Raw genomic sequence first — 2,047 nt, 5'->3', positions numbered from 1 at the left:
GCCGCAAATCCCCGCTCAGCCCAGGAGGGTGACGAATCCCCTCCCTTCAGGCAGGGGAGCCTTCAACAAGTCGAGGCGGCGGGCGGTCAAGGTGCGCAGGTCGACGGCTATCTCGTCGCCAGGCCGCAGGAGACCCAGGTCCTTGCGCATACGTGCCTGATCAGCGATGACGAACGCGTCCTTCTCGTCCGTCTTGCCCTGGCCGCGGTAGGCGGCGGACGCCTGGTGCACGGCCAGGCCGGTGATGTAGACCATCGGCTGGTCGTGGCTGAGCAGGAGGCCGATGAGCAGGGCAGCCCCACCGTGGTTGATGTCCATCGCCCACAGGGCGTCCTCGGAGAGCGCGAGTACGTCTGCGATCAGCTCCAGCAAGGCCGGTTCGTCGTTGAAGACGGCCTGGCATTCGGAACGGGGCCTCGATCCAGCACTCGATCTGTACCGGAGCTGTTGTCAGTCGACAGACGTGATCTTGGCGTCGTTCGCCTTCCAGGCGAGTACCGCCCAGCCCGCGGCATTGCTGTTGTTCCACTCTTTGCAGCCCACCGGGCGGGAGATCTGGTTCTGGCTCGGGTAGCGGGCCCAGGGCTTGTGGGCACGACAGACGGCCATCCGGAACGACTTGATTCGGTGGTTCGGACTGTTGGCGTGTCGCGTGGCGCCCCAGCCGTCGACGTTCTTCCCGCAGGCGTAGGTCATGAGAGGCCCGTGGTGTTCGTGCGGGTCGGTGGTGAAGTCCAGCCAAACCTCAGCGCAGTATCCATCGGCAACGGTGTCGTGTACGTATGCCTGGAGGGTGTACCCCGTACCGCTCTGCGTGTACTGACCGATGCCGTAGACACCCGTCGTGCTCATGGTGTGCTGCTGGTGGGATGCGGCGGCGGAGGCGGAGGGCGCGATGGTGGAAATGATGAGTGCCGTAGCGGCGGTCAGCCCCGCCGCTAGCACAGTTACGCGATTGCGTGCATTCATGAGTTCTGTCCCCCATGTGCGTTGGACCAGCTAGCGCCAGGCCGCATCCAAGCTATGAGATTCCCGTGAACGCGACCATGGCGTTATAGGCCATTCCGCCTGCGCAGGAGCCGTTCACAGGGCACTCGCCCGCTCCTCACTTTCTGGCGCCTTCTGTGCGGGGCGGCTCGCCCTGGACGCGGGTCGAGCCCCGCGCGGGGTTCTCTCTGGCCAGGCGCAGGATCAGGGCGGTGAGTTCCTCGGGGATCGGCGGTCGCCCAGTGCGCGCGGGTTTCTGCTCCCACTTCCAGCGCAGCAGACGCCGGTGCCAAGCCAGGAGGGTGCCGGGGCTGACCAGGCGGTGCCGGCGCAGCCTGCCCGGTAGGTACCGGGCCAAAGCCGCGAGCACGGCGCGGTCCGGCCAGGCAAGACGCGGCCGGACGCCGAGCTGGCGGCGCAGCACCGCCACCTCGTGACGCAACGCGAGCAGTTCGACGTTCTTGGCCTCCTCCGACCGCGACAACAGCAGGAGCAGTCCGAGAAACCTCAAAAAGACCAGACAGAGCACGCGCAACGCCATGCAGCCCGACCCTGCCATGATCGAGCGGGGTTACAAAGTGCCTGTTCAAAGGCTATGCGTTACTTCTGGGACCCCACACGGTCTCGCTGCGCAATGATCATGGCCATGTCGTCGTGAGCCTGGCCGTCCGCGTACTCCCGGACATCGGCGGCGATTCTGCGGACCAGGTGCCTGGATTCCAAGTCGGCCCATCTCACGACACGTTCGGCCAGTGGGTAGAAGACGCCGTGGGCGTTCCGGGCTTCGGTGAAGCCGTCAGTGTAGAGCACCAACCGGTCTGCGCTCTGGAAGGGGAAGGTCGTCGGCACATAGGCGCTGGCTGGGACCATGCCCAGGCCGAGCGGCGGTGCCGGCTCTGGCACGCGTAGTACGGTGGCGCCGGATTCGCGCAGCAGTAGCGGTGATGGATGGCCGCAGCTGATCATATGGATCACCGGCTTGTCGTCTGGGATGTCCACCATCACGGCGGTCACGAAGCGTTCGGCGGCGTCTTCGGAGGGCTTGGTGCTGGTCATACGG

General features: G+C 65.9%; 3 protein-coding genes and 1 pseudogene. All 4 read right to left on the bottom strand.

All coding sequences use genetic code 11. The annotated features are described in order from the left end of the window. Positions 1-63: 63 nt before the first annotated feature. Positions 64-399, bottom strand: a pseudogene (locus VXC91_RS44915) (IS110 family transposase); the annotation flags it as partial. A gap of 51 nt (positions 400-450) precedes the next feature. After that, positions 451-969, bottom strand: a complete 519-nt coding sequence (locus VXC91_RS44910) for a hypothetical protein (RefSeq protein ID WP_329513098.1) — start codon at positions 967-969, stop codon at positions 451-453. A 136-nt stretch (positions 970-1,105) separates the two neighbouring features. Continuing rightward, on the bottom strand, positions 1,106-1,528 hold the full coding sequence (locus VXC91_RS44905) for a helix-turn-helix domain-containing protein (RefSeq protein ID WP_329513097.1): 423 nt from the start codon (positions 1,526-1,528) through the stop codon (positions 1,106-1,108). A 59-nt stretch (positions 1,529-1,587) separates the two neighbouring features. Continuing rightward, on the bottom strand, positions 1,588-2,047 hold a 460-nt coding region (locus tag VXC91_RS44900), incomplete at its 5' end, for a PP2C family protein-serine/threonine phosphatase (protein ID WP_329513096.1).

This window comes from Streptomyces chiangmaiensis (assembly GCF_036281785.1).
Lineage (GTDB): Bacteria > Actinomycetota > Actinomycetes > Streptomycetales > Streptomycetaceae > Streptomyces > Streptomyces chiangmaiensis.
Note: the sequence above shows the minus strand (reverse complement) of the source record. Positions and strands in the feature narration are given on the sequence as shown.

What these genes read in the sequence shown, in the direction of transcription:
- VXC91_RS44905 (WP_329513097.1), bottom strand. Translation starts at nt 1,528, where the DNA reads ATGGCGTTGCGCGTGCTCTGTCTGGTCTTTTTGAGGTTTCTCGGACTG.
- VXC91_RS44910 (WP_329513098.1), bottom strand. Translation starts at nt 969, where the DNA reads ATGAATGCACGCAATCGCGTAACTGTGCTAGCGGCGGGGCTGACCGCC.